This window comes from Streptomyces sp. NPDC058371, from assembly GCF_042723265.1.
Classification (GTDB): Bacteria; Actinomycetota; Actinomycetes; order Streptomycetales; family Streptomycetaceae; genus Streptomyces.
In genome coordinates this window covers 1,160,320-1,186,630 of the sequence record NZ_JBHXJC010000001.1, presented here as the reverse complement: position 1 = coordinate 1,186,630, position 26,311 = coordinate 1,160,320, and the positions used below count along the sequence as shown (strand labels likewise).

General features: G+C 71.2%; 27 protein-coding genes. 17 read left to right on the top strand and 10 right to left on the bottom strand.

Annotation, left to right across the window (positions count from 1 at the left end; translation table 11 throughout):
* Positions 1 to 185: 185 nt before the first annotated feature.
* Entirely contained in the window at positions 186 to 1,358 is a 1,173-nt protein-coding gene (locus ACFWM2_RS05145) for a N(5)-(carboxyethyl)ornithine synthase (protein ID WP_383273127.1), read from the top strand.
* Positions 1,359 to 1,676: 318 nt separating this feature from the next.
* Here the strand turns inward: ACFWM2_RS05145 and ACFWM2_RS05140 are convergent, their stop codons facing one another.
* The gene (locus tag ACFWM2_RS05140) at positions 1,677 to 2,894 is read right to left on the bottom strand and encodes an acyl-CoA dehydrogenase family protein (RefSeq protein WP_383273125.1); all 1,218 of its coding nucleotides are present in this window, start codon (positions 2,892 to 2,894) and stop codon (positions 1,677 to 1,679) included.
* A gap of 236 nt (positions 2,895 to 3,130) precedes the next feature.
* Complete coding sequence (locus ACFWM2_RS05135; RefSeq protein ID WP_383274174.1) at positions 3,131 to 3,211, bottom strand: putative leader peptide; 81 nt, start codon at positions 3,209 to 3,211, stop codon at positions 3,131 to 3,133.
* A gap of 375 nt (positions 3,212 to 3,586) precedes the next feature.
* On the opposite strand from ACFWM2_RS05135, the gene ACFWM2_RS05130 reads away from it, so the two are divergent.
* On the top strand, positions 3,587 to 4,738 hold the full coding sequence (locus tag ACFWM2_RS05130; protein WP_383273123.1) for an NUDIX domain-containing protein: 1,152 nt from the start codon (positions 3,587 to 3,589) through the stop codon (positions 4,736 to 4,738).
* Between the two features lie 262 nt (positions 4,739 to 5,000).
* Positions 5,001 to 5,924, top strand: a complete 924-nt coding sequence (locus tag ACFWM2_RS05125; protein WP_383273121.1) for a LysR family transcriptional regulator — start codon at positions 5,001 to 5,003, stop codon at positions 5,922 to 5,924.
* Between the two features lie 352 nt (positions 5,925 to 6,276).
* On the opposite strand, the gene ACFWM2_RS05120 is transcribed toward ACFWM2_RS05125, so the two are convergent.
* Positions 6,277 to 7,167 carry an oxygenase MpaB family protein gene (locus ACFWM2_RS05120; RefSeq protein WP_383273119.1) on the bottom strand — a complete coding sequence of 297 codons (891 nt, stop codon included), beginning with the start codon at positions 7,165 to 7,167 and terminating at the stop codon, positions 6,277 to 6,279.
* A 456-nt stretch (positions 7,168 to 7,623) separates the two neighbouring features.
* On the opposite strand from ACFWM2_RS05120, the gene ACFWM2_RS05115 reads away from it, so the two are divergent.
* Positions 7,624 to 8,775: a phosphatidylserine/phosphatidylglycerophosphate/cardiolipin synthase family protein gene (locus ACFWM2_RS05115; protein ID WP_383274171.1), complete on the top strand. Its 1,152-nt coding sequence runs from the start codon at positions 7,624 to 7,626 to the stop codon at positions 8,773 to 8,775.
* Positions 8,776 to 8,893: 118 nt separating this feature from the next.
* Here the strand turns inward: ACFWM2_RS05115 and ACFWM2_RS05110 are convergent, their stop codons facing one another.
* The 3 genes from ACFWM2_RS05110 to ACFWM2_RS05100 form a co-directional block, all read right to left on the bottom strand.
* A complete protein-coding gene (locus tag ACFWM2_RS05110; protein WP_383273117.1) occupies positions 8,894 to 9,421 on the bottom strand; it encodes a hypothetical protein in 528 nt (175 codons plus the stop codon).
* A 279-nt stretch (positions 9,422 to 9,700) separates the two neighbouring features.
* Entirely contained in the window at positions 9,701 to 10,468 is a 768-nt protein-coding gene (locus ACFWM2_RS05105; protein ID WP_383273116.1) for a DUF6624 domain-containing protein, read from the bottom strand.
* Complete coding sequence (locus ACFWM2_RS05100; RefSeq protein ID WP_383273114.1) at positions 10,465 to 10,998, bottom strand: ATP-binding protein; 534 nt, start codon at positions 10,996 to 10,998, stop codon at positions 10,465 to 10,467. Before ACFWM2_RS05100 ends, ACFWM2_RS05105 begins: the two co-directional genes overlap by 4 nt.
* Before the next feature lie 146 nt (positions 10,999 to 11,144).
* Here ACFWM2_RS05100 and ACFWM2_RS05095 point away from each other — a divergent pair, with 146 nt between their 5' ends.
* Complete coding sequence (locus tag ACFWM2_RS05095; RefSeq protein WP_383273112.1) at positions 11,145 to 11,969, top strand: SDR family NAD(P)-dependent oxidoreductase; 825 nt, start codon at positions 11,145 to 11,147, stop codon at positions 11,967 to 11,969.
* A gap of 122 nt (positions 11,970 to 12,091) precedes the next feature.
* On the opposite strand, the gene ACFWM2_RS05090 is transcribed toward ACFWM2_RS05095, so the two are convergent.
* Complete coding sequence (locus ACFWM2_RS05090) at positions 12,092 to 13,504, bottom strand: hypothetical protein (protein ID WP_383273110.1); 1,413 nt, start codon at positions 13,502 to 13,504, stop codon at positions 12,092 to 12,094.
* Positions 13,505 to 13,752: 248 nt separating this feature from the next.
* On the opposite strand from ACFWM2_RS05090, the gene ACFWM2_RS05085 reads away from it, so the two are divergent.
* From ACFWM2_RS05085 to ACFWM2_RS05040, 10 genes are all read left to right on the top strand, one after another.
* Positions 13,753 to 14,619: a helix-turn-helix domain-containing protein gene (locus ACFWM2_RS05085; protein ID WP_383273108.1), complete on the top strand. Its 867-nt coding sequence runs from the start codon at positions 13,753 to 13,755 to the stop codon at positions 14,617 to 14,619.
* Positions 14,620 to 14,622: 3 nt separating this feature from the next.
* A complete protein-coding gene (locus ACFWM2_RS05080) occupies positions 14,623 to 14,865 on the top strand; it encodes a DUF397 domain-containing protein (RefSeq protein WP_383273106.1) in 243 nt (80 codons plus the stop codon).
* Between the two features lie 237 nt (positions 14,866 to 15,102).
* A complete protein-coding gene (locus ACFWM2_RS05075) occupies positions 15,103 to 15,639 on the top strand; it encodes a hypothetical protein (protein ID WP_383273104.1) in 537 nt (178 codons plus the stop codon).
* 37 nt (positions 15,640 to 15,676) lie between these two features.
* A complete protein-coding gene (locus ACFWM2_RS05070) occupies positions 15,677 to 16,486 on the top strand; it encodes an SAM-dependent methyltransferase (protein WP_383273102.1) in 810 nt (269 codons plus the stop codon).
* A gap of 170 nt (positions 16,487 to 16,656) precedes the next feature.
* On the top strand, positions 16,657 to 17,109 hold the full coding sequence (locus ACFWM2_RS05065; protein ID WP_383273100.1) for a cyclic nucleotide-binding domain-containing protein: 453 nt from the start codon (positions 16,657 to 16,659) through the stop codon (positions 17,107 to 17,109).
* 32 nt (positions 17,110 to 17,141) lie between these two features.
* Complete coding sequence (locus ACFWM2_RS05060; protein ID WP_383273098.1) at positions 17,142 to 17,942, top strand: N-formylglutamate amidohydrolase; 801 nt, start codon at positions 17,142 to 17,144, stop codon at positions 17,940 to 17,942.
* A 131-nt stretch (positions 17,943 to 18,073) separates the two neighbouring features.
* Complete coding sequence (locus ACFWM2_RS05055; protein WP_383273096.1) at positions 18,074 to 19,321, top strand: DUF4032 domain-containing protein; 1,248 nt, start codon at positions 18,074 to 18,076, stop codon at positions 19,319 to 19,321.
* Between the two features lie 96 nt (positions 19,322 to 19,417).
* Positions 19,418 to 21,094 carry an FAD-dependent oxidoreductase gene (locus ACFWM2_RS05050; protein ID WP_383273094.1) on the top strand — a complete coding sequence of 559 codons (1,677 nt, stop codon included), beginning with the start codon at positions 19,418 to 19,420 and terminating at the stop codon, positions 21,092 to 21,094.
* Positions 21,091 to 22,548 carry an ATP-binding protein gene (locus ACFWM2_RS05045; RefSeq protein ID WP_383273092.1) on the top strand — a complete coding sequence of 486 codons (1,458 nt, stop codon included), beginning with the start codon at positions 21,091 to 21,093 and terminating at the stop codon, positions 22,546 to 22,548. Before ACFWM2_RS05050 ends, ACFWM2_RS05045 begins: the two co-directional genes overlap by 4 nt.
* Entirely contained in the window at positions 22,545 to 22,895 is a 351-nt protein-coding gene (locus ACFWM2_RS05040) for a UBP-type zinc finger domain-containing protein (protein WP_383273090.1), read from the top strand. The genes ACFWM2_RS05045 and ACFWM2_RS05040 overlap by 4 nt, the downstream gene beginning before the upstream one ends.
* Positions 22,896 to 22,945: 50 nt before the next feature.
* On the opposite strand, the gene ACFWM2_RS05035 is transcribed toward ACFWM2_RS05040, so the two are convergent.
* Complete coding sequence (locus ACFWM2_RS05035) at positions 22,946 to 23,494, bottom strand: VOC family protein (protein WP_383273088.1); 549 nt, start codon at positions 23,492 to 23,494, stop codon at positions 22,946 to 22,948.
* 302 nt (positions 23,495 to 23,796) lie between these two features.
* Here ACFWM2_RS05035 and ACFWM2_RS05030 point away from each other — a divergent pair, with 302 nt between their 5' ends.
* Positions 23,797 to 24,324, top strand: a complete 528-nt coding sequence (locus ACFWM2_RS05030) for an NUDIX hydrolase family protein (protein ID WP_383274168.1) — start codon at positions 23,797 to 23,799, stop codon at positions 24,322 to 24,324.
* Positions 24,325 to 24,411: 87 nt separating this feature from the next.
* Complete coding sequence (locus ACFWM2_RS05025; RefSeq protein WP_383273086.1) at positions 24,412 to 24,774, top strand: DUF4180 domain-containing protein; 363 nt, start codon at positions 24,412 to 24,414, stop codon at positions 24,772 to 24,774.
* A gap of 153 nt (positions 24,775 to 24,927) precedes the next feature.
* Here the strand turns inward: ACFWM2_RS05025 and ACFWM2_RS05020 are convergent, their stop codons facing one another.
* Both ACFWM2_RS05020 and ACFWM2_RS05015 read right to left on the bottom strand, forming a co-directional pair.
* A complete protein-coding gene (locus ACFWM2_RS05020; protein ID WP_383273084.1) occupies positions 24,928 to 25,281 on the bottom strand; it encodes an ANTAR domain-containing protein in 354 nt (117 codons plus the stop codon).
* Positions 25,282 to 25,429: 148 nt separating this feature from the next.
* Positions 25,430 to 26,290 (bottom strand): alpha/beta fold hydrolase, encoded by an 861-nt coding sequence (locus tag ACFWM2_RS05015; RefSeq protein WP_383273082.1) that lies wholly within the window; start codon positions 26,288 to 26,290, stop codon positions 25,430 to 25,432.
* Between the last annotated feature and the right edge of the window lie 21 nt (positions 26,291 to 26,311).

Genomic DNA, 26,311 nt, shown 5'->3' with positions numbered 1-26,311 from the left:
CCGTCGCGGTGCGTTCGCTTGCCGCCGCGGGGAGCGGAGGACGGGCGTGGGCGTTCGAAGACCGGGACGGGAGTACCGTGGCGGTACCGAGCGCACCTCGCACGCCGTCATCCATTTCGGCGTCGCCCTCGGGGAACGGCAAGGGCCGGAGCGCATCGCGCCCGGCCGGAAAAGAGCCGCCCCACATGAGTCTGATGAGTCTCGGAGTACTCGCCTCCTCCCGCAAGGAAAACGAGTTCCGGCTGCCGCTGCACCCCCGTCATCTCGACCGGATCGCCCCGGACCTGCGCGAGAAGATCTTCCTCGAACAGGGCTACGGCGAACGCTTCGGCGTAGCCGACGACGCGCTGCGACCACTCGTGGCCGGCCTGCGCTCCCGCGAGCAACTGCTCGCCGAGTGCGACGTCCTGCTGTTGCCCAAACCGATGCACGACGACCTCGCCGAGCTGCGCGAGGGCCAGGTGCTGTGGGGATGGCCGCACTGCGTGCAGGACGAGAAGATGACCCAGATCGGCATCGACCGACGGCTGACCCTGATCGCCTGGGAAGCCATGAACCACTGGACCTCCACGGGCGCCTTCAGCGTCCACGTGTTCCACAAGAACAACGAGCTCGCCGGCTACTGCTCGGTGCTGCACGCCCTGCAGCTCGGCGGGCTGACCGGTAGCTACGGGCGCCGCCTGCGCGCGGTGGTCATCAGCTTCGGTGCCACGGCGCGCGGAGCGGTCACGGGCCTGGGCGCCATGGGGGTTTCCGACGTCACGGTGCTCACGCAGCGCGCGGCCGCAGCGGTCGCCTCGCCGATGCCCTCGGTCGTGATGGGCCACTTCCAGGAGCAGGAGGACGATCCGTCGCGTCTGCTGGCACTCACCGGGGTCGGTTCCGTGCCCCTGGCGGAGTACCTGGCCGGGTTCGACATCGTCGTCAACTGCGTGCTGCAGGACACCGACGCGCCCCTCATGTTCGTCACCGACGAGGAACTCTCCCTGTTCCGGCCGGGGACCTTCTTCATCGATGTCGCCTGCGACGAGGGCATGGGCTTCGAATGGGCCCACCCGTCCACCTTCAACGAGCCCATGTCCACGGTGGGGCCGGGCTGCCACTACTACGCGGTGGACCACAGCCCGTCTTATCTGTACAACTCCGCCTCCTGGGAAATCAGCGAGGCGCTCCTTCCCTATCTGCGCACGGTCATGAGCGGCCCCGCGTCATGGGACACCGACGTCACGGTCAGAAAGGCCATCGAGATCCGCGACGGAGTCGTCCAGAACCCGAAGATCCTGTCCTTCCAGCACCGATCCCCCGCCTACCCACACGCTCCCGAGGTCCCGGCGGCTCGGCTGAACTCAGCGGTCTAGTCAGGCAGGCAGTCGGGCTCCGGCCGCCGGCTCCCCGGTGCCTCCGCGGCGACCTGGTGGAGGGTACGGCCGCTGCTCGACCAGCGGGCCCAGCGGGGGTCCGGCGTCCCGTGGCCGCCGGGTCGGGCCCGCTCGTCGTACGCCTTCACCAGCAGCCAGGCCCGGCGCTTCGCCGGCCCTTGGCCGGCCAGAGTCGTCCACCGTCGGCTCTTCCCCCGGCGACGCCGGGCACGGCATGGCGCCCGTCACCGCGCCATGCCGTCCCTCACGCTCCGGGTACCCCGCGCGCTCCGCCCCTCACGTCACGCGCGCAAGGAGTCAGGAGTACCAGGTGGGCTCGGGGAGGTCACCGGTCAGCACATGGCGGCCGACCTCGCGCCGCTTGTACGCCACGGGGTCGTGCAGGGTGTGGGTGCGAACGTTGCGCCAGAAGCGGTCCAGGCCCTCGGCGGAGGCGGTGGCGCGGGCGCCGGTGACCTCGAAGATGCCGTTGGTGATCTCCAGGGCGACATCGGTGGCGCGCGCCTTGACGGCGGCGACCCGGACCTCGAAGGCACCGCGGGTCTGCTCGGTGACGGCGTCGGGTTCGTCGTGCAGCTTCTGCCCCTCCAGGGCGACGGCGTCCGCGAGTGCCTCGACGGCCCAGAGCTTGGCGGTCAGATCACCGAAGCGGTCGAGGACGTACGGCTCGTCCACGGCCTTCTCGTGGCCGCCGTGAAGCCAGGAGCGGGACTTGGTACGGGTGTAGGTGGCCGCGGTTTCCAGGGCGCCGCCCGCGATCCCGAGGTAGAAGCTGACGAAGACCAGCTGGATGGTGGGGACGTTGAGGGTGTTGTACACCCGCGGCTGGAACACCTTGTCCACGTAGCCGGCCGCCGAGGCCCACGGGGTGCGGACGCCGTCGAGCGTGACGCTGCCGCTCTCGGTGAGGCGCTGGCCGATGTTGTCCCAGTCGTCGTGGAAGCTCAGTCCGGCCGAGTCGGACGGGACGATGGCGAAGATGTGCTGGTCGGTACCGTCCAGCACGCCTTCGAGGACGGTGACGTCGGAGACCTTGCTGCCGGTGGAGAATGTCTTGCGGCCGGTGAAGACGAGTTCGTCGCCGTCCTCGGTGACGACCACGTCGCTGTCGCGCGGGTTGACCGCCCCGCCGAAGAACCACTGCTCGCGGGCGGCCCGGGCCTCGACCTCCGTCCACTGTTCACGGGTGCCGACGAGCCGGGCGGCCCAGTTCCACAGGTAGTGGTAGCCCAGCAGCTGACCGATCGAGCCGTCGGCCTTGGCGACCTCGCGGACGACGCGGTAGGCCGTGGGCCAGTCCTGTCCCCCGCCGCCGTGCTCGGCCGGGCCGAGCAGAGTGACCAGACCCGCGTCCTTCAGCAACTGCACTTCGGCGTACGGGGTGGCGGCGGCCTTGTCACGGGCGGCGGCGTCGGTCGCGAGGACGGCGGCGACCTCCGCGGCCCGCTCGATCCAGCCCTGCGGGTCCTGCGGGGCGGGACCGGACTTCCACTGGGTGGGAGCGACGGTGCTCATGGGGTGACTCCTTTTCTTGGAGCGGATCTTGTGAGCAGTTCTTGCGATCGGATCTTGTGAGCGGTTCTTGGAGCGAGATTTTCGGGCAGCCCGAATTCGCCTCCGGCCCCGTACGGGGTCGCACCCGTACCGCCTCTTGAAAAAAGGGGCGGCCGAAGAGACACGGGGAAAGGGGAACGCGAGGGAAGAGGAGTGGGAAAGAGAAAGGCGCGACGACCCGGGGCCGAGGGGCTCGCTCAGGCCCGGCGGCGACAGACGGAGCTGGAGACACGCACGAGGTCGACATGGCGCCGACGCGTGAGGTCCTGTCGCTTCATGTCATCGATCGAAGCAGCGGGCCGCCGGGCCGGTCAAGAACGTCCGCGCCGATTTCACACACCGGCACATGGCTGTCGCACGGCGGAAATGCTGTGCTCGTACCCGCGATTAACCGGATCCCCGAACAGGAGCGATTCAGTATTGGCGAGGGCGCCGGGCGGCCCCTCCAGCTCCGCTGTCGGCGCGGCCGCACCAGCCATTTCCGCGGCCTCCTGGCGCTGCCGGTGCTACCGAGCGCACCTTTATGCGCTCCCCCCGTACTTGGTTGACTGCACGCAGGTCGCGCTCAACGGCACCGCCCTCGCGTCGCCGTCCGGGCCGACCGCGGCCGGCCCTGCGCCGTGCCGCCCGGCCCACGAAGGGAGCACGGCACGGTGAGCCCCGAAGAGATCAACGCGGACGCCTGGCAGGCATACGGAACCCAGCACCTCCGGCGTCGGACCGCCCTCGCGGAGGTCGAACGGATCGACTGGGGCTTCTGGGGCACCGGTCCGGGTGCCGAGATCCTCGGTGAGCTGTCGGGCAGGCGCGTCCTCGACCTCGGCTGCGGCCCGGGCCGGCACGCGGCGCATCTCGTACGCGAGCACGGCGCCCTGGTGGACGCCGTCGACGCCTCCCCCAGTCAGGTCGAGCGGGCCCGCGCCCGCTACGGCGACCTGCCCGGACTGCGCCTGGTGGCGGCCGACGCCGTGGAGCACCTGCGCTCCGCGGAGCCGTACGACGTGATCTATTCCGTCAACGCCCTTCCGTACATCGACCCGCGTCGGCTGTTGCCCGCCCTCGCGGCGGCCCTCACGCCCGGCGGCACCCTGTGCTTCACCGCGCTGCACACCAACTCCCGTGGGCACGGCCCGTCCACGGCCGTCGGGGCACGGCCCGAAACGCTGCGGCTCGCCGGCGGCGACGAGGTCACGGTCCAGATGTGGGTGCTCACCCCGGAGCTCTGGGAGGAACTGCTCGACGAACAGGGGCTGCAGGTGGAGCACGTCGACGTCCTCGATGCGACGGAGGAGGACAACTTCGCCTCGTACCGGATCTTCCGGGTCCGCCGCCCCGCCCGGATCAGCTCCCGCCCCCGCGCGTTCCTGCCACCGGTCGCGCACGCGGCGCTCGGGGTCGGCGCCCTCGTGTACGGACCCCGGGGCCTGCTCCTGGGCCGTCACCGCAAGGGCACATGGGAGCTTCCGGGCGGCACGGTGGAGGTCGGCGAGTCGCTCCAGGAGACGGTCGTGCGCGAACTCGGCGAGGAGACCGGACTGAGGGCACAGCCCGTGGACGTACGCCTGCTGGGGAGCCACCTCGACCACGTCGAAGGCGTCGTCCGGGTCACCGTGGGGGCCCACGTCACCCTCTGGCACGGCCGGCCCGCCGACCAGCCCGGTGAGAGCGTCGGCCACTGGCGCTGGTTCCCCCTCGACCGCCTGCCCCAGAATCTGTTCGTCTGCAGCGCCCAGATCCTCAAGGCGCGCCACCCCGACCTGCCGATCGACCACACGCCGGCGCACTACACCCCGTACGCCGGGTGACTTCGCCGCTGCCGCCCCGCTGAGGAGTGCGCGTCTCCGGCCCCCCTCGGCCAAAACCGGGCACGCCGGTCACACTGCCTGGTCGCGACTGCCGCCGGGGCGGTCGGCGGTGGAGGCGTCACCTCCGCCGCGTGGATGCCCGGACCACAAGCCAGCTGGCCCGACAAGGCTAGGGCCTGTTCGGCGGACCGGGCCGGGGAGCGGGGGCCGGAACCGGCATGCGGCCGGCGAGAGTTGGGCACGCCTGGTATGCGTAGACGTCATGGACTTCAGTGATGTCTCGCTGACCGCTCTGCGGGTCTTCCGCGAGGTGGCCGAGCAGGGCACGTTCACCGCGGCCGCCGGCACGCTCGGATACACGCAGTCCGCGGTGTCCCGGCAGATCGCCTCACTCGAACGTGCCGCGGGGACGGCTCTGTTGGAGCGACGCCGCGAGGGGGTACGGCTCACCGCCGCCGGTCACGTCGTACTGCGCCGGGCCACGACCGTGATCGAGGAGATCGACACGACCGCGCGCGAACTGGCCGGGCTGCCCGCCCAGGCCGGCACGGTGCGGGTGGGCTGGTTTCCCAGCGCGGGCGCCGTTCTGGTGACCGAGGCACTCACCGCGCTGCGCCGGGCGCACCCCGCCGTCACCGTCATCACCCGGGAGGGCAGCACCCCCGCCCTGGTGCGCGCGCTGCGGGCCGGCAGCCTGGACCTCGCCCTGCTGGCGTCCGCCCCGCCGTTCCGGCCGCCCGACACCGGGTCGCCTCCGCTCACCTTGCTCACCCTCACCGAACGCAGCCTGCGGCTCGCGGTGCCCGCCACCGATCCGCTCGCCCGCGGTGACTTCGTCGACGTCGCCGACCTGCGCGGCCGGCGCTGGATCGCGGGCCCCGCCTCCGGCGAGGACCGGCTGATGGGCGTCTGGCCCGGCCTGGACGAGCGGCCCGAGATCGCCCACACCGCCCGCGACTGGCTGGCCAAACTGCACCTGGTCGCGGCCGGTTGCGGTCTGACCACCGTGTCGGCCTCGCTCGCCCGTGCCGCCCCGCCAGGGGTGCGGATCCTGCCCGTACGCGGCGGACCGCAGGAGCAACGCCGTCTCGTCCTGGCCCACCTCCCGCACCCGCTGTCCGAACCGGCCGCCCGCGTCGCCGAGGCCCTGCGCACGGCGGCCGTCGAGGCGAACGCGGAGCCGTAGACGCGCCGTCCCGGTCAGGCCCTGCTCCGGCTCCGTCGCCGCGTACCCGGAGCCCTATACGCGCCGTCCCGGACACAGCCCTCCTGAGGCTCTGTCGCCGCGTACCCGGAGCCGTAACGCGCCATCCCGGTCGCAGCTCGCTCTCCGCGTACCCGGTGTCGTAGACGCGCCATCCCGCAAGCGAACGCCCCGGTCACGGTCGCGGCTCGGCGTGTAGCCGGAGCCGTGGATCGCCCGCCCGGGAAGCGACCGGTCCCCGGTCGCGGGCCCGTTCGCGCGTTCAGTGCGCCCGTGCCGGGGCGGCGCCGCCGTCATCACCCACGGTGCGCACGTGCCGGAGGCGGCGGCGCCGTCATCGCCCACGGTGGGCCCCTGCCGGAGGCGGCGGCGCCGTCATCGCCCACCGGATCGTCCTGACGAGCCCATGGCCGGCCCGCCGGACGAGGGCGTCCTCGACGACCGGGACGCGTGGCAGCCGCAGCGGCCCCCTGGCCCAGGGCGGAAGGTCGGCCACCGCGGTCGCGGTCAGTACGGCGTACGGCGGCCGGGCCGCGAGCGGCAGCGGTGGCCGGAACAGGATGAAGCGCGCCGCCGAGCGGGCCTGCGGCGTGGCCCGCAGTTCGGGCCGGTAGGAGGCCAGCACCTCGGCCAGCTCCGCCCGGTCGCGGGGCGGTTCGACCACGCCGAGGGCGGTCGCCACCCGTGCGGTGTCCGCGACGTACGCGTCGCACGCGTCCGCGTCCAGGGGATGCGAACCGTAGCGCTGGTGAGCGTGGAGGAAGCTGTCCGTCTCGGCGGCATGCACCCAGCCCAGCAGGTGCGGGTCGGCGGCGTGGTACGGCTCGCCCTGGTCCGTGGTTCCGCGTACCGCTCGATGGATGGCGCGGACATGGTCGACGGCCCGTTGGGCGTCGTCGGCGGCGCCGAAGGTGGTGACGGCGAGGAACGTGCTGGTGCGTTGCAGCCTCCCCCACGGGTCGCCCTGGTATCCGGAATGGGCCGCCACCGCGGCCATCGCCAGCGGGTGCAGGGACTGCAGCAGCAGTGCGCGCAGTCCGCCGACGAACATCGAGGCGTCGCCGTGGACGGCCCGGATGGGGCGGTCGGCGCCGAACCACCGTGGCCCGGGGGCTTCGTGGATCCGGGCCCGGTTGGCCGGTCCGTCGGGCCCCGCGACCCGGCTGAACAGCTCGACACCGAGCCGTTCGCGCAGACCGGCGACCGCGGACGCGTACGTGTCCATGGTCCCAGTGTCGCGCAGCGGCAGCCGGATCCGGCAGGCACCGGGAGAGGCGGATGCGGACGTACTCGATTCGGTCGGAGTGCTTCGCCGGATCCGGGGCACCAGACCCTGTGCCACTGACGCACTCCCCCCGGTCGCGTCGGTGGCGGTGCTCCCGCGTCCGGCGAAGGGGATGGGTCACCCCGGAGCCGGCGCGGTCGAGCGGAGGGGCCTGGCCGCGTCATGGGAGAAAAGGGCGGACGCGGCCGCCCCTCCCACCACGCCCCCCACGCGCTGCCGTCGGGGCACCCAGCGAAGGTGTGACACGGTCGGTGGCGCACGGCGCCGACGAGATGTCGGCGCACGGCGAACGGACACAGGAGAAGACGCATGCACAACACGGCTGCGGTGGGAGTCGAGTACGACGCGGCAGCGGAAGGCACGGCCGGGAAAGCGGTGGCGGGAGCCGATGCGGACATGCGCAAGCAGCGCCTGCGAAGACGTCTGGAACGCCTGATCGGCATTGCCGCGACCGAGGGCAACGAACTGGTCCCGCTGCGGAACGGGGACGAGATCTTTCCCGCCATGCTCGACGCGGTCCGCGCTGCCGAGCACACCGTCGACATGATGACGTTCGTGTACTGGCGAGGGCAGATAGCCCATGACTTCGCGTCCGCTCTGGCCGACCGCGCCCGCGCGGGCGTTCGCGTCCGGCTGTTGCTGGACGGCTTCGGCGCGAAGGAGATCGAGGGCGACCTGCTGGAGTCGATGCACTCCGCCGGGGTGCAGGTCGCCTGGTTCCGCAAGCCGCTCTGGCTCTCACCCCTGAAGCAGAACCACCGTTGCCACCGCAAGGCGCTCATCGTCGACGAACACACCGCGTTCACCGGCGGAGTGGGCATCGCCGAGGAATGGTGCGGAAACGCCCGCAACCCCGCCGAGTGGCGGGACACCCATGTGAGGGTCCGCGGCCCGGCCGTCGACGGCGTCGCCGCCGCCTTCGCCCAGAACTGGGCCGAGTGCCATGACGAGTTGTTCGACTCCCGCGACCGCTTCACGGAACACGAACAGCCGGGCAGGGCGACCGTGCAGGTGGTGCGGGGCTCGGCCAGTTTCGGCTGGCAGGACATGCAGACCCTGATCCGGGTCATGCTGACCTCCGCCGAGGAGCGTTTCCGCCTCGCCACCGCGTACTTCGCACCGGACGAGTACTTCGTGGACCTGCTGAGCGCGACCGCCCGCCGCGGCGTGCGCGTGGAGATCCTGCTGCCTGGCCCGCACACCGACCAGCGGGCCTGTCTGCTCGCCGGCCGGCATCACTACGGCACTCTGCTGGACGCGGGCGTCGACATCCGCGAGTACCAGCCGACGATGCTGCACACCAAGATCATGACGGTGGACAAGGTGGCCGCGCTGATCGGCTCCACCAACTTCAACCGGCGTTCCATGGAACACGACGAAGAGGTCATGCTCGCCGTGCTCGACGAGAACTTCACCGCCGCGCTCGACCAGGACTTCGACGCGGACCAGAAGCGGGCCGAGGCCATCGACCCCCTGCGCTGGCGGCGCAGGCCACTCTCCCAGCGCCTCAAGGAGGTCGCGGTCACCCCGATCCGGCGCTTCCTGTAGTACGCCGGCGTACTTTCCCGGAGGCGCTCCTGCTGTGCCGGTGCTCCACGTGGCGGCCGGACGCGCCGAGTTGACCCCGTCGACGCCCGGGCGGTGGTCGACGCCCGGGCGGTGGGGCTCACTCCGCGGCGGGGCCCGCTTCCCGCCTGAGGAAGTTGCTCACCTGGCACGCGAGGCCGTCCTCCACCGTGCCGCTGCGTACGCCGGTGCCCACCGGTCCTTCGGGCAGGTCGACGCCGCCGGACCAGAGGTAGCGGTCGGTCCACTCGTCGTCGACCTTCAGCTGCACCTGGATGTCCACCCGGTTCAGGTCGGCATCGGTGCCCGCGGCATACGGGACGGCCGTGGCCCGGCGCAGGGGATAGATGTCGAAGCCCTCGATGAACTGGGAGTTCCGCCAGTCGAGGAGCGCGCTCTCGCCGTCGGCGCCCAGGCGGACATCGATCTGGCCGTCCTCGATGTGGATGCCGAAGTGCTCACTCGCTCGGTTCTCGACGGTCACGCGGAACCTGAAGTAGGTGAGGCCTTCGGCTGCGTCGTCGCGTCCGCGCGGGGGTTCGGCCCGCTCCAAGCCGTGGACGCGGACACGCAGGCCGGCATGCTCGTCGCACTCCTGCCAGTCCCCGATCACATTCGGCTCGTACACGATCCACCTCTCGACCTCCGAGAGGTGCTTCTTATCCGTGCGCTCGACGCAGTGTCAAATGAACGGAACACGCCGTGGCCAGGGAATTCTCGCTCCTTGATCGGCGATCAAGCCGTGCCCAGCCAGAATCATCCTCGCGGCATGACACCGGCATTTCCCCGCGTGCTGCACATCACGTCCGTCGGCGCCCAGGGTCTGTCCGGTGGATCTTGCGGTTCCGTCCCCACAGTGCCCGGAAAACCGGGCTGAGCGGGGGGGGTGGTGCGAGTGGCGGCCGTCTCAGCCGCCGAGGCGCAGGGCCCGCATCTGCTCGTCGAGCGGGCACAGTCCGACGTCCCGGCGACGCTCGTCGAGGGTCTCGGGCTGCCGGACGGCGTACGGGCGCAGGGTCACCGGATTGACCCGGGTGCCGTAGAACTGCGGCTGGCCGAGTTCGACCGCGCAGTGGTCGGCGATGTATGCGTGGTGCGCGGCGGGGCACCGGCCGTCCGCCGCGGCGTGGGCGATCAGGTCGCGGCACAGGAGCTGGAAGTCGAAGTCGGGGGCGTGCAGCAGGATCATCAGGGCGGACGTCGAAGCGGGGGCGCCGACCTGGTCGGCGGTCGGCCAGCCGTGCCGGCGGACGACCGCCCCCAGCGCGTCGGCGTTGTCTCTGCGGCACTCGACGACGTCGCGCCGACGGCGCGGCGCGGGGTCCGTCTGCGCCAGCCTCATCAGACGCTTCTCGTCCTCCGCCCGGCGCTCCAGTTCCACGGCCAGCGCCGCGGCCAGTCCCGGGAGGAGCCGCGCCGTCGCATGCCGCGCGCCCGCGGAGTCCGTCACCGGCGGCCGCGGGCCCCTGCCGGCCGCACCGCTTGCCGGGCGCTCGGGCAGGCCGTCTGCCAGGTGCTCGGAAGGACCGTCCGCCGGTTCGTTCGAGTGAGCGCGTCCCGGCTCGCTCGCCGGACGGTGCTCGGCCTCGTGCGCCAGCCGCCGTTCGGCCTCGTGCGCCAGGCCCTGCCAGGAGCCGCTTCCCGATCCGCTCGCCAGATGCCCGGAACTCTTCATGGCGCCTCACCGAGCGCCAGGGTGAACCACACCCGCTTGCCCGCGACGCCCGGCTCGGGCGGTGCGACTCCCCAGTCGTCGGCCAGCGCGTCGACGATGGCCAGTCCGCGTCCGGACTCCGCGGCCTCGTCCGCCGGGCGGGAGCGCGGAACGCCGGACGAGCCGTCGGCGACCGTGACCCGCAGTTCCCGCGCGGTGGACTCGACGGTGACGACGATCGTGTCGCCGGTGTCGGTGCTGCCGTGTTTCACGGCGTTGGCGAACACCTCGTCCGTGGCGAGGACAGCGTTGTCAAGGATCTCGTCCGGGAGGTTCAGGTGCGCGAGATGGGCGACGACCATGCGCCGTATGCCCGCCGCGTGGGACGGGTGCGCGGGCACCGCGGTCCGCAGGACGTGGGGTTTGTTCAAGCGGGTCACGGCAGCCTCACCGGCCAGGGCCCGACCGAGGGGCGCGTGGTCGTCCGGCGCGTGCGCGCCGTGTGTCAGCGAGGGCGACGGGCGGCGGTGCTGTGCTCGGGATGCCGTCATCGGTCCTCCTTCGTGTGCAGCACGGGTGGGGGGACGGTGTCGTTGGCTGCACGGGCAGCCAACAGGGCGGAGCAGGGGGTGGACCAGGGGTTATGGGGGTTGTCCGGTTGCGGGCCCGTAGTGGCGCGGGAGGTATGTTCGAGCTGATGAGGAACGTGAGCGGAAGCCCGGCCGGAAAGCCTCGGCACGGTGCCACCGGCTGGTCCGGCGTGCGCGGCAAGCGTGTCGTGGTCACCGGCGGGACGCGCGGGCTCGGCGAGCAGATCGTGCGGCTGCTCGCGGCCGAGGGGGCCCGGGTGGCCACCTGCGCCCGTACGGCGGAGGACCTGGCGGCGCTGGCCGCCTCGGTCGACACCGCAGAGCTGTTCACGGACGCCCTCGACGTCACCGAGCCGGGCCGGCTGGAGAGCTTTGTCGCGACCTCGGCGAAACGTTTTGGCGGCCTCGACGGGGTGGTGGCCTGTGTGGGCGGCTCTCGCGGGGGCCGGTTCGAACGGGCCGAGGCCGAGGACTGGGCCGCGACCTGGGAGATGAACGTCGGCCACACGGCGCGCCTCGTCCGGACAGCGGTCCCCCACCTGCGCGCGGCCGGCGGCGGCTCGGTCGTGGTGATCTCGTCGATCTCCGGCTGGAAGCCCGGCCCGTACGTGCAGTACGGGGTGGCGAAGTCCGCGCAGATCCAGCTGGCCGCCTCGCTGGCCCGCGAGCTCGGACCGAACGGGATCCGGGTGAACGCCGTCTCGCCCGGGTCCATGCTCATCCCCGGCAGGCGGTGGGACCGCATGCGCCGGGACGATCCCGACGGGTTCGCCGCGTTCGTGGCCGCGGAGCTCCCGGGCGGGGCGCCGGTGGCGCCGGAGGAGGTCGCCCGGGTGGTGGCGTTCCTGCTGTCCGACTTGTCGAGCGGGATCTCCGGCGCCCATCTGCCCGTCGACCGAGCGCAGAACGCCCCTTCGCCCGACGGCTACTGAGCGGTCGGACGCCCCGGCGGTCGCTAAGACGTCGGAAGCCCCGGCGGTCACTGAGACGTCGCCCGCCCGGGCGTTCACCGACACGTCGGACGCCCCGGCGGCTAAGAGTCCCGGTTCCCTGGTCATGCCACCGCCCCCAGCACGGGCCGGGACCTGCGCTCGAACTCCTGGACAAGCGCCTCGTGCCTGCGCGGCTCCAGGCGCCTGCGGAAGTCCCGCAGGGCCTGGATCGACCGCTCACTGTGCACCGTGGCGAGGGTGTCGAGCGCCTCGGTGGCGATGCCGACGGCTTCGTCGAGGCGGTCCTGCTGAAGATGGGCCGTCGCGAGGACGGAACGGCTGATGGCCCGGCGCCTGCGTCGGTCGGCGTTGGCCCGCAGCGACTCGCTCGCGGTGCGCTCGGCCTGCGCGGCCTGCCCGAGGTCACGGAAGCAGAGCGCGGACTCGGCCTGCAGATAGTGGTGGTCGAGAAAGCGCACCCACACCGACTCCTGGGCGGCGCCCCGGCTGGCGTCCCACTGGCGCTCGGCCAGCCGCAGCGCCTCGGCGGCCTCGCGCGCGGCGCCCTGGGCCGCGTACCCGCGCGCCGACATGGCGTACAGCCGCATCAGCCCGAGCGGACTGCCCGCCCCCTTCGCGGTGGCGATCCCCGCCCGGGCCAGGGCCACCCCCTCGTCGGGGCGGCCGAGGCTGGTGGCGAGGTGGGAGAGCCCGGCCAGGATCTGACCGCCCAGCACCCGGTCGCGGCCCTCGGCGCACAACCGCAACCCCTGGGTCATGTAGCGCTGCGCCAGGCCGTACTCCCCCGCGTCGTACGAACTCCAGCCGGCCATCGCGGCCAGCCGCGCCGCCGCCGCGTACAGCAGGCGCAGCAGCTGCGGTGCCGTGCCGCGGCGCTGCAACAGGGGGACGACCTCGGTGGACAGGTAGTGCACGATGCTGGTGCGCACTCCGCCGCCGCCGTACTGGTTGTCCATCTCGTCGAACATGCCGATCATCGCGTGCACCTGCTCGACCGGGCCGCCGCCCGTGACCGGTGTCAGGTGCAGACCGTCCTGGTTCTCCAACAGCCAGAGCAGCCACTCGCGTTGGGGAGTCGCCAGAGCTCCGGCGACGAAGGGCACGGAGCCGAGAAGGGTGCGCCGGGAGATGTCCGTCGACCCCAGCTCGGCCAGCGTGTGCAGCGTCTCCGCCACGTCCTCGCCGTAGACGAGCGCTCTGCCCGCGACCGGGCGCTGCTGGTCGGGGTGGAAGCCGAGGTCCGTCGGCGAGACGGCCCGGCCGAGCCGCTCGGACAGGACCGCGGCGATCAACTCGGGGGTGGCGCCCCGTGGTTGCTGGCCCTGGAGCCAGCGGGTGACCGACGCCTTGTCGTAGTGGGAGTCCACGTCCTGGCGGCGCCCCAGTTCGTTGACCCGCAGGGCGAGTGAGGCGTAGGAGCAGCCGGCGTCCCTGAGGGCCGCGGCCAGCGCCTTGTTGGCCACGGCGGACCCCTTGCCGGGACTCCTCGCTTGTCCGTCGGTCACGGTGGCCACCCCGGTCTCACATCGGTCCATGTGCGGCTGCGGCCCGTACCTGCCGGTCCATCAAGTGCGGTACGGCCGAGCACAGTTCGACCTCGCCGGCACTGACGGTGCGGCAGGTCACTCGATCACTATGGTGGCCGACAGACTCACCTTGCAACCGGCGTTCTGATAATTTCAGAACTATTCGCATCACCCTGTCTCCGCCATCGACCGCATGGCACACTGCACGCTGTGACGCCCGTTCCGGGAGGTAGGACGTGAGCGAGAACCGCTCTGGCGGCAGCGCACCGACCGTCTTGCGGATGGTTCTCGGCAAACGACTTCGGCACCTGCGGGAACACGCCGGAGTGTCGTTCGAGGTCGCGGCGCAGGCCATCGAGGTCACCCCCTTGACGGTCCGCCGGATAGAGAAGGCCGAGGTCGGCCTCCGCATCCCGTACGTAAGGGAGTTGCTGCGCACCTACGGAGTCCCGAGCACGGAGATCGACGACTTCGTGCGCCTGGCCAGGGAGGCCAACCGGCCCGGCTGGTGGTACAAGTACCGCGACGTGCTGCCCGAGTGGTTCAGCGCCTATGTGAGCCTGGAGAGCGAAGCCAGCGTCATCCGCCTCTACGAACCCCACTACGTTCCCGGGCTGTTGCAGACGCCCGACTACGTCACCGCGCTGATGCACGTCGGTTTTCCCAATGAGTCGAAGGAGGACATCGCCCGCCGGGTCGCCCTGCGGGTCAAGCGCCAGGATCTGCTCGCCAAACCGGACGCACCCGCCATCTGGGCCGTCCTGGACGAGACGGTGCTGCGCCGGCCGGTCGGCGGAGCCGATGTGATGCGGGCCCAGATCGACCGGCTGAACGAGGCCCTGGACCTGCCGAAGGTCAGGATCCAGATCATGCGCTTCGGCGTGGGCGCCCATCCCGGCGCCTTCGGCCCGTTCCACTACTTCCGCTTCGGCTTCTCCGAACTGCCCGATGTCGTCTACACGGAAAGCCTCGCCGGCGCGGTCTATGTCGATCAGCCCGCCGACGTCGTCAGCTATCTCGAAGTACTGGACCGGATGTCCGTGCAGGCGGAGCCGGTCGCTCGAACCAGGGACATCCTGGCTGAACTGCGTAAGGAGTTGTGAACCATGGGATCCATGGACTTCCACAGCGGCATGACCGCCACCGAGCTGGGAACCGAGGGCTGGCTCAAGCCCTGGAGCGGCACCAACGGCGGAAGTTGCGTCGAGGCCAAGCTGCTCACCGACGGCAGCGTGGCCCTCCGTCAGTCCAGGGACCCCGAGGGGCCCGCACTGATCTACACCCGGGACGAGATGGTCTCGTTCCTGACGGGAGTCAAGTCGGGTCAGGCGGACTTCCTGATCGCCTGACCGCCGGCCGGCCAGGTCCTGGCCGGACCCTGGGACGTGCGGGCGCGTACGCCGCCACTACGCCCGCACAACCGGACAACCCGCACGCCCACTCCCGCCGTGCGGGTTGTCCCCCCACACTGGGGAAGTCGGTCGTCTTTCAGGGGGTCGTATGCGCACGCCGCCTCATCTCCCGGACCCGGCCGTGCGCCCGGGGCACCCCGGCCGCGCCGGCCGGCCCGCACCCGAGGTGCGGGAATGAACCTCCAGCAGGCTCTCACCCAGTGCCGGACCCTGGTCGTCGACGGCCCCGAGGACGCGAGCCGCTCGGGCCTCATGTCCGAACTGGCCCGGCACGGATTCACGATCAGGCACGCGCGGGAAGCTCTCCACCATCTGGACCCGACCCTGCCGTACCGCGAACTCCTCGCCATGCCGGGCAGGTTGGCCGTCGACGGCAGCATCATCCACGAGCTCGTGTACGGGCCGCTGCGCCGGGGGCACTCCCGGGTCACCTGGATCCAGGCACTCGACTTCGCCGAAGCCGTGGCGGAGCGCGACGGCGCCCTCATCCATCTGACGAGTTCAGCGCCGGCCCGCCCGGCCCCGTGCCCCGCCGCACAGCAACCCGACGGCGCCGACGCGGTGAGCGCGTACGCGCGGGCGTTCCGCACGCTGGCCCAGCATGTCCCGGTCGTGACCGTCGACGCGGGCGAGCTCGGCCACCCCATCCGCGCCCCCGCCGGCTGTCCTGCTCAACTGCGCCGAATGAGACGGAAGTTGACGGTAGGTTAGGGACAGACCACGCGTGACGTACGGCAGGAGATTTCCCATGGCAGAAGGCCGGCCCACCCCGGACCAAGAGGCGCTGTCCAAGATCGACACCACGGTGCCGCACTCGGCCCGCATCTGGAACTACTGGATGGGCGGGAAGGACAACTACGAGGTCGACCGGGAGGCGGGGGACGCCTACCGCGAGGTCGCCCCGAACATCGAGACGATGGCCCGCGCCTCCCGCGGCTATCTGATCCGCACCGTGACCTTCGTGGCCGAGGAGCTCGGCATCCGCCAGTTCCTGGACATCGGCACCGGCCTGCCCACGTACGACAACACCCACCAGGTCGCCCAGCGGATCGCACCCGAGTCGCGCATCGTCTACGTCGACAACGACCCGCTGGTGCTCCGCCACGCCCAGGCGCTGCTCACGAGTACGCCCGAGGGTGTCACCGACTACATCGACGCGGACCTGCACGAGCCCGAGAAGATCATCGAGGCGGCCAGCCGGATCCTGGACTTCAGCAAGCCCGTCGCCCTGATGCTCATGGGCATTCTCGGCCACATCCAGGACTACGACGAGGCCAAGTCGATCGTCCGGCGCCTCCAGGCCGCCCTGCCCCCGGGCAGCTACTTCGTGCACTACGACAGCACCGACACCGACGCCGCCCTCAAGGAAGCCCAGCAGGGCTACGACGACACCGGCGCCATCCCGTACGTGCTGCGCAGCCCGGAGCAGGTCTCGGCCTTCTACGAGGGCCTGGAGCTGGTCGAACCCGGCATCGTGTCCTGCCCGCTGTGGCGCCCCGAGCCCGGCAGCTCGCCGGAGCCCACGGATGTGCACGGGGGTGTGGCCCGCAAGCCCTGACCCAGGGTGACCGGAGGCCGGAAAGTGGCGGAATCCCGGCCTCCGGCGCGACGGAACGCGCGTATTCCGCTCCAATGGAGGGTGACGGGACACCACCGGTACGAGATGCGCCGCAGCACCCGTGGTAGGTCCGGGGACGTCTTCCTGGGGCGGCGCGACGGAGGTCCGCGATGCCCACTGCACTCCGGTTGCTGCACGCCCTCTCCGCCGACCACCGTGACCGCCTGATGGGCGTGGCCCGTGAGGTCTCGTTCCCGGCGGACGGACGGATCTTCGAGGCAGGGGGGACCGCGGACCGCTTCTGGGTGGTCCGCTCCGGCACGGTCTCCCTGGACCAACAAGTCGTCGGGGACAGACGCATCTCGGTCGCGACGCTGGGGCCCGGTGATCTGCTGGGCTGGTCCTGGCTGTTCCCGCCGCACCGCTGGGACTTCGGGGCCGAGGCGTTCAGCCCCGTACGCGCCTACGAGTTCGAGGCCGATTCGGTCAACGGGCTGTGCGCCGACGATCCCGCGCTGGAGCTGTCGCTGACGCGCACGATCGCCGCCATCCTCGCCCACCGGCTGGAGACGACCCGGGCCGCCCTCATCGAGCGCTACGCCCACCACGGGAACAGCGGGTGAGGTGACCCGGCGGCCGGCGCGACAATCACCCCATGAACAACGCCACCGAGTCCTTCGCGCTGCTTCCCGGCACCGCCGACTCACCCGTGCTCCTGCATGTGCCGCACTCCGCACGGGAGATCCCGGCATCCGTACGCGACGGCATACTCCTCGACGACGCCGCGCTGGAGGAGGAGCTGGACCACATCACCGACGCGCACACCGCCGAACTGGCCGCGCTCGCGGCAGGGGCCGCCGAGGTCACACCCTGGCGGCTCGTCAACCGGCTGTCGCGGCTGGTGGTCGACCCCGAACGCTTTCCCGACGAGCGGGAGGAGATGCTGTCCGTCGGGATGGGCGCGGTCTACACCCGCACCACACAGCGCACCCCGCTGCGCCCCGCCGACACCGATCCCGGGCCGCTGGTGGACCGCTACTTCCACCCGTACGCGCGGGCGATGACGGAGGCGGTGGCCGACCGTCTGGCCATGACCGGGCGCGCGGTCGTCATCGACGTCCACTCGTATCCGACGACCCGGCTGCCGTACGAACTGCACGGCGAGGGACCGCGGCCGCCGGTCTGTCTGGGCACCGACGGCTTCCACACGCCGCCCGAGCTGCTCGCACTCGCGCGGGAGGCGTTCGCGGGACTCGGCGGCACGGGCGTCGACAGCCCGTTCTCCGGGGCGTACGTGCCCCTGGACTTCTACGGCAGGGAGCCGAGGGTCTCGGCCCTGATGGTGGAGATCCGGCGGGACACGTACATGGCCGAGCCGGGCGGGCTCACCGGGCCGGGCCTTGCCCACCTCGCCGCGGCGCTGACGGCGCTGGTCGACGCCGTGTCCCGCTGCTGAGGACGCCCGTGGCCCGCTGTCGCCCGCTCCTGACGAGCCCGGACCGCGGACTGCCTGTTGACGAAACGGACGCGCGGATGCGGAGATGCTCCTGCGAGCGACCGTCGAGAACAGGTGAGGGCAGCGCACCGATGGCATTGCAGATCAGCGCCACCAACCCGGAGCATCCCACGCTCCTGCTCGAACTGCCGTGGCAGTTGCCCCTGGAGGAGTGGCCGGAGCACCACCTGGTGCCGCTGCCGCGCGGTATCTCGCGGCACGTGGTGCGCTACGCCCGCGCCGGATCCGAGGTGGTGGCCGTCAAGGAGCTCGCCGAGCGGCCGGCGCTGCGCGAGTACGAACTGCTGCGCAGCCTGGACCGGCTCGGGATCCCGGCGGTGGATCCGCTCGCCGTGGTGACCGGCCGTGTCGGCGCCGCCGGGCCCCTCGAATCCGTCCTGATCACCCGGCACCTGGGCGGCTCGATGCCGTACCGCTCGATGTTCGAGACGACCATGCGGCCGGCCACCATGCACCGGCTGATGGACGCGCTGGCCGTGCTGCTCGTCCGGTTGCATCTGGCCGGGTTCGCGTGGGGCGACTGCTCGCTGTCCAACACCCTCTTCCGCCGCGACGCGGGGGCGTACGCGGCCTATCTGGTGGACGCCGAGACCGGGGAGCTGCACCCCCAACTGAGCAACGGGCAGCGCGAGTACGACCTCGATCTCGCCCGGGTCAACATCAGCGGCGAGCTGCTGGACCTGGAGGCGGCGGGGGCGCTGCACCCGTCGGTGGATCCCATCGCGTTCGGTACCGAGATCTGCGCGCGCTACCAGGGGCTGTGGGAGGAGCTGACCCGCACCTCGGTGTATCCGGCGGGCAAGCACCACTACATGGACCGGCGGATCCGGCGGCTGAACGATCTCGGTTTCGACGTCGCCGAGATGCAGATCGCGCACTCCGCCCAGGGTGACACCGTCACCTTCGTCCCCAAGGTCGTCGACGCGGGCCATCACCAGCGCCAGCTGCTGCGGCTGACCGGGCTCGACGCCGAGGAGAACCAGGCCCGCCGGCTGCTGAACGACCTGGAGAGCTGGATGGCCACCCAGGAGGACTACGCCCCCGGCGACCCACTGGCCGCCCGTCCCGAGGTACTCGCGCACCGCTGGGTACGGGAGGTCTTCCGGCCCACCGTGCGGGCCGTCCCGCTGGACCTGCGCGGCTCCATGGATCCCGCCGAGCTCTACCACGAGCTGCTCGAACACCGTTGGTACCTGTCCGAACACGCACAGCACGACATCGGCCTGGACATCGCCGTGGAGGACTTCGTCGCGCACATCCTGCCCCGGGTGCGGAAGGAGATGACGCCTGCCACGGGCGACTCCGCGCCGCCCGGCTGAGCCCCGCCGCCCGGCCGCCTCACGGTTCCAGCGCAAAGGTGACCGATCGTACTTACGATTGGGCGTGTACACGGACCTGCTCGGGGTGGGAGACGTATGACTCAGGCCGCCAGTCCGGCGCGGACCGTCATTCTGACCGTGGATGACGATCCCGGGGTGTCGCGCGCCGTGGCACGCGACCTGCGGCGTCGCTACGGCGAGACCTACCGGATCGTGCGCGCCGAGTCCGGAGACGCCGCCCTGGACGCGCTGCGCGAGCTGAAGCTGCGCGGCGACCAGGTGGCGGTGATCCTGGCCGACTACCGGATGCCGCAGATGAACGGCATCGAGTTCCTGGAGCAGGCCCTGGACGTGTATCCGGGGGCACGGCGGGTGCTGCTGACCGCGTACGCCGACACGAGCGCGGCGATCGACGCGATCAACGTGATCGACCTTGATCACTACCTGCTCAAGCCCTGGGACCCGCCGGAGGAGAAGCTCTACCCGGTCCTGGACGATCTGCTGGACGCCTGGCGGAGCGCCGACTACCGGCCCGTGGCGGTCTGCAAGGTGGTGGGACACCGCTGGTCGGCGCGCTCGGCGGGGGTGCGGGACTTCCTGGCCCGCAGCCAGGTGCCGTACCGCTGGTACTCGGCCGACACCCCGGAGGGCCGACGACTGCTGTCCGCCGCCGGGCAGGACGGACAGCGGCTGCCGCTCGTGGTGACCCCGGACGGCACACCGCTCGTCGAACCCGAGGACGCGGACCTCGCGGAACACGTCGGACTGGCCACCACACCGACGGCCGAGTTCTACGACCTGGTGGTCATCGGCGGCGGTCCGGCCGGGCTCGGGGCGGCCGTGTACGGGGCGTCGGAGGGGCTGCGGACCGTGCTCGTCGAGCGGTCGGCGACCGGCGGCCAGGCGGGCCAGAGCTCACGGATCGAGAACTACCTCGGTTTCCCGGACGGCGTGTCCGGAGCACAGCTCACCGACCGCGCACGACGCCAGGCGACCAGGTTCGGCGCCGAGATCCTCACCACCCGCGAGGTCACCGGACTCGACGTCACCGGCGCCTCGCGCACCGTCCGGTTCTCGGACGGCTCGGCCATCGCCGCGCACAGCGTGATCCTGGCGACGGGTGTGTCGTACCGGCAGCTGGCCGCACCGGGACTCGCCGATCTGACCGGATGCGGGGTGTTCTACGGCTCGGCGCTCACCGAGGCGGCCGCCTGCCAGGGACACGACGTGTACATCGTCGGCGGGGCCAACTCGGCGGGGCAGGCCGCCATGTATCTGTCCCGGGGCGCGAAGTCGGTCACCATCCTGGTGCGCGGCTCGTCACTGTCGACGTCCATGTCGCACTACCTCGTCCAGCAGATCGACGACGCGCCCAACATCAGCGTGCGGACCGGCACGGTCGTCGAGGCCGCGCACGGTTCGGACCATCTGGAGCAGCTCACCCTGAAGGACGTGGCGAGCGGTCACACCGAACTCGTCGACGCGCAGTGGATGTTCGTGTTCATCGGCGCGGCCCCGCTCACCGACTGGCTGGACGGGACGGTGCTCAGGGATCCGCGCGGGTTCATCATGGCCGGCCCCGACATGACCGACGACGGGCAGCCGCCCGCCGGCTGGGAGCTGGACCGGCCGCCGTACCACCTGGAGACCAATGTGCCCGGCGTGTTCGTGGCCGGTGACGCGCGCGCCGAGTCCGCGAAGCGCGTCGCGTCCGCGGTCGGAGAGGGAGCCATGGCAGTCATGCTCGTCCACCGTTATCTGGAACAGTCATGAGTGGGCAGCCGGTGCCGTGCAGCGTCGCCGAGCTCAGCACGCTGTTCCTCTTCGAGAAGCTCGACGCCGACCAGCTCGACCGGCTGTGCCGCGAGGGCCGGGTGGAGCAGTTCGAACCGGGGCCCGTCTACACCGAGGGTGAGCCGGCCGACTGCTTCTTCGTGCTCCTGGCGGGCACGGTCGTGCTCTCGCGCCGGGTCGGGAACGACGACGTGGAGATCAGTCGCAGTTCCAGCCGCGGCGTGTACTCCGGCGCCATGCAGGCCTACCTGGGTGACCGGGTGCGGCCGGTGTACAACAGCTCCATGCGGGTCACCGAGCCCTCGCGGTTCTTCGTGCTGCCCGCCGAGACCTTCGCGGCCATCATGCAGGACTGGTTCCCGATGGCCGTCCATCTGCTGGAGGGGCTCTTCTTCGGTTCGAAGAACACCCAGCAGGCGATCGGGCAGCGGGAGCGGCTGCTCGCCCTCGGCTCCCTGTCGGCCGGCCTGACCCATGAGCTGAACAACCCGGCCGCCGCGGCGGTGCGCGCCACCTCGAGCCTGCGGGAACGGGTGGCCAAGATGCGGCACAAGCTGGGCATCATCGCCGGCGGCCCGTTCACGCGCGAGGATCTGGCCGGCCTCATCGAGATCCAGGAGCGCACGGCGGAACGGGTCGCCAAGGCCCCCGTGCTCAGCCCGCTGGAGGCCGCTGACCGGGAGGACGCCCTCAGCGACTGGTTCGACGACCACGGCATCACCAACGGGTGGCGGCTCGCGCCCACGTTCGTGCAGGCCGGGCTCGACCTCGACTGGCTCGACCAGGTCGCGGCGGCCGTGGGCGAGGAGATCCTCTCGGGGGCCGTCGGCTGGCTCAACTACACGGTGGAGACCGAGCTCCTGATGAGCGAGATCGAGGACTCCACCACCCGTATCTCGCATCTGGTCGACGCGGCCAAGCAGTACTCCCAGCTCGACCGCGCCCCGTACCAGGTCTGTGACGTGCACGAACTGCTCGACAGCACGCTGCTGATGCTCTCCGCCAAGATCGGGCCGCGCATCACCGTCGTCAAGGACTACGACCGCACGCTCCCACGTATCCCGGCCTACCCCGGCGAGCTCAACCAGGTGTGGACCAACCTCATCGACAACGCGGTCTCGGCGATGAACAGCACGGACGGGGACGGCACGTTGACCGTGCGGACCGCACTCGACCGGGACCGGCTGCTGGTCGAGTTCCGGGACACCGGACCCGGAGTGCCGGCGGAGATCCGCGGCCGCATCTTCGATCCGTTCTTCACCACCAAGCCGGTGGGCGAGGGGACGGGGCTCGGCCTCGACATCTCCTGGCGGATCGTCGTCAACAAGCACCACGGCCATCTCGAGGTGCAGTCCGTACCCGGCGACACCCGTTTCCAGGTCCGCCTGCCGCTGACCGCAGCGGAATCCGACCCGCCCGAGGAGCCGTCATGAGCCTGCCCGCCGGAATCGATCCCAGCGTCCCGCCGAGCGGCACGGGGTGCCTCGACTGCGATGCCGCCGGTGGATGGTGGTTCCATCTGCGGCGCTGCGCCCAGTGCGGTCACGTCGGCTGTTGTGACGACTCCCCCGCGAAGCACGCCACCGCGCACGCGCAGCAGACGGGTCATCCCTTCATCCGCAGCTACGAACCCGGTGAGAGCTGGTTCTGGAACTTCGACACCTCCGAGCTGTACGAGTCGGGGCCGGAGCTCGCTCCCCCGCTCAGCCACCCCGCCGACCAGCCCGTGCCGGGACCCGCCGGACGCGTGCCGGCGAACTGGGCGGAGCGGCTGCGCTGACGCAGGGGATCACGGGGTGGGCACGCCGATTCGGGCCGTGCTGAGCGGACTCAGCACACGGAGCTGCCGTACATCTCGCCGAGGGGCTCGGCGAGCAGTTCCACGCGGGCGCCGTCGGGGTCATGGAAGTAGAGGGACGAACCGCTCTCCTCCTGGTACTCGACGCCGGCGGAGGCGAGCCGATCGCGCAGCCGCCGCCAGGTGGTGGGGTCGACCGAGATCGCCAAGTGGTGGAGTCCGCCGAGCACTTCGGCGTAGGGACCGAGGTCGAGTCCGGGGAAGTCGAAGAACGCCAGCAGGTTGCCGTTGCCCAGGTCGAAGAAGAAGTGCGTCGAGCCCTTGTAGTCGCGGTTCTCGATGATCTCCGTGAGGGGGAACTCCAGGACGTCCTGGTAGAACCGCACGGTCCGTTCCACGTCGGAGGAGAGCAGCGCGACGTGGTGCACCCCGCGGGCGGAGCTCGCCGGTCGCTCCGAAGCCAGGTGGGTGTCCCGGATCCGCGCACGCTCGGCTTCGAGCGCGGCCAGGTCCACGGAGATCGTGGGGCTGGGGGCCACGGGGTGTGCAGGGCCGGGGTCCACCGAATCCATGGGGTCCATGGGGGAGCTCCTCAGATAGGAAAGACCTGGTTGGCGTTTCAACCACCTTGCGCTCACTCTAGACCTCCTCCCCCGCCCTGGAGTCGCCCGAACGACGACCCGCCGGTGCGGGCGGGGCCGAGCGGGCGAGCGCGCGCGGTGGGGGCGCGGTCGGCGTACGCGGTCGGCTGGTCCGGGGTCGGCGAGCGCCGTCGGCCGCTCGGAACCCGCGGGCGCACCACGTGGGCGGAACACGCGCAAGGCAAGAACGGGACACGCTGGGAGGCGGGCGGCGTGGAAAGTATGATCAGCCAATGTCTGACATGACCGAGACCACGCCCGGCTGGCTGAGCGCCGACGAACTCGAGCAGGCGCGGGCCCGCATGCCGATCCTGTACGTCGAGGCCGTGCCCGTACGCGTCGACGACAGCGGCGAAGTCACCAGCATCGGACTGCTGCTGCGCATCGGGCCGGACGGGACGGTCAGCCGTACCCTCGTCTCCGGCCGCGTCCTGCACCACGAACGGGTCCGGGACGCTCTTCTGCGGAATCTGGAGAAGGACCTGGGCCCGGTGGCGCTGCCCCGGGTTCCGTCCTCGCTGCAGCCCTTCACCGTCGCCGAGTACTTCCCCACGTACGGGGTCACCCCGTACCACGACCCACGCCAGCACGCGGTGTCGCTGGCGTACATCGTCCCGGTGACCGGCGACTGCCGGCCCCGGCAGGACGCTCTCGACCTGGTCTGGTTCAACCCGCAGGAGGCCGTCTCCCCGGGGGTCCTCAACGAGATGCCGGGTGGACACGGTGTCCTCCTCAAGCAGGCGCTCGCCCATGTCGGTTGCGTGTCCTGACGACCGAACGGCACGGATGCGGGCGGGACTTCGTCCGCCGGACAAACAGATCGACCGCGTCCGCATCCGGACGTAGCCTCGACCCCCATGACTACGCTTCAGACGATCCATGACGTGCCCGTCCTGATGTGCGCACCCGAGGGCGAGGCCATCGCGAGCGAGCAGGACGCCCTGGACCTCATCGGCAACACCGTCTACCAGGGCGCCCAGTGGGTCGTCGTCCCCGCCGAGCGGTTCGATGACGCGTTCTTCCAGCTGCGCACCCGCGTCGCCGGCGACATCGTCCAGAAGTTCGCCAACTACCGGGTGGGACTCGTCGTCCTCGGCGACATCTCCCGCCACACGGAGGCCAGTTCGTCGCTGCGGGACTTCGTCCGCGAGTGCAACCGCGGACGGCAGACGTGGTTCCTCGCCGACGCGGAGGAACTGCGGGAGCGGCTGAAGAACTAGGCCGGTCCGGCGGATCCTGCCGGGGCGCGGGTCGGCACACCCCTCAGCGGCACCGTGGTCGCTGCCGGGGTCGCTCGGTCCCACGGACGGCTCGCGCCAGCCGGTGCGGTCCGCTTCCACCGGTGCGGTCCGCATCAGCCGGTGCCCTCCGCTTCAGCCGGTGCGGTCCGCGGACTGCCTGCGGAGCCTGGCCAGCCGGAGTTCGCGCTCCAGCTCGCCCTTGATCTCGGCGGCCAGCTCGCCCGTGCGCGCCCACTCGACGATCAGCTCGGCAACGTGCCGCAGCTTGACGTTCGTCCGTTGGGAGACCTCCCGCAGGATCTCCCAGGCGTCGTCCGGCGCCAGCTCCCCGACCGCCAGGACGACACCGATCGCCTGGTCGACCGTGGCATGCGAGTGCACGGCCTGCTTGAGCTGGAGGTTCTCGTCCTCCAGCTGCACCATCTTCTCCGCGTCGCGTTCCTGGGTGACCTGGGCAAGCCGCGGATCATGTGTGTTGTACGTCAACGTCGCCTCCGGGGTCCGGGGAGTCCGGCGTCAAAAGATCAGTATTCCGTCTGCCCAGAAAACGCGGACGGACGCAGGGACGGGGTCTCGGCACCGCAGAAACGTCTGCCCGCGTCCTCCACAGGTCGGGTGACGCCCGCCGTCCCGATCAGCCGGTGAAGAAGTCCCCGAGGGCGGCGGCGAGTTCGTCCGGCGCCTGCTCGGCCATGTGATGGCCGGAGTCGATCCCGTGACCACGCAGGTCGGGTGCCCAGTCCCGCCAGATCTTCAGCGGATCACCGTAGAGATCCTCGAGATCGTCGCGGAGCGACCACAGGACGAGTGCGGGGCACCGGATCCGCACTCCGGCGGCCCGGTCGGCCTCCTCGTCGCTCCTGTCGACGGTCAGGCCGGCCCGGTAGTCCTCCAGCATCGCCCGCACCACCTCGGGGTTCCTGGTGGCCTCGCGCCATTCGTCGTGGTTCTCCTGCCCCATGACGTCGGGGTCGCCGCGGTACCAGCGGTCCGGGTCGGCGTTGATGACCCGTTCGGGGATGTCGGGCTGGGCGAAGAAGAACCAGTGCCACCACTGGGTGGCGAACTGTGCGGTGATACGGGACAGATGCTCGCTGATGGGCAGGCAGTCGAGCAGCGCCGCCCGTGACACCAGGTCCGGGTGGTCGAGAGCGAGACGCAGGGCGACGGCGCCCCCTCGATCGTGGCCGGCGAGCGCGAACCTGTCGTGTCCGAGGGAACGCATCACCGCCACCAGGTCGTTGGCGACGGCACGCTTGGAGTGGGCCGTGTGGTCCGCGGTGGGCGCCGGGCCACGGGACCGGCCGTATCCGCGAAGGTCCGGGCAGACGACCGTGAAGCCCCGGTCGACCAGTTGGGGAGCGACGCGGTGCCAGGTCGCCGAGGTCCTGGGGTGACCGTGCAGCAACAGCACCGGCGGCCCCTCCCCGCCGTACCGGACGAAGACGGACGCCGCCTCGACCTGGACCGTACTGGCCTTGAAGCCCTCGAACATGGTCCCTCCATCCCATGAGTC